The organism is Oleiphilus sp. HI0086 (assembly GCF_001635225.1).
The window spans coordinates 1-339 of the sequence record NZ_LWFZ01000563.1 but is presented as its reverse complement, the minus strand read 5'-3'; the positions used below and the strand labels follow the sequence as shown (position 1 = coordinate 339).

The window sequence follows — 339 nt, the reverse complement described above, 5'->3', positions numbered from 1 at the left end:
AGATGATCTCTGTTAACCAACGAAGGTGTTTTAAGCTCCAATTTGATTTGCCTGAATAGTTAATATGGTTTCTGAGCAGCAAGGCTTTTAGCTGGAAACGTGCATTATTCAAATCATGCATTGCACGCTCACGTGCTCGAGATAGATCTCGTATTGCTTCATCTGCGGGTTCAGGAACGTAAATCGGATCAAGGTCGCCATTACGAACCAAACGAGCTAAATCTTGTGCATCGCGTTTATCTGTTTTCACGCGTTGTCCGGGTTTCTTTGGAATCAGTGATGGCGCAACAACATAGCAACAATGGCCTAAGCTTGTCAGCAATCGATAAATCCAGTAGC

The 339-nt window shown here is 43.7% G+C and carries 1 protein-coding gene; it reads right to left on the bottom strand.

What is annotated here, in order from left to right; all coding sequences use genetic code 11:
• The coding region (locus A3756_RS06790; RefSeq protein WP_156490333.1) for a transposase at positions 1-339 on the bottom strand (339 nt) is incomplete at both ends.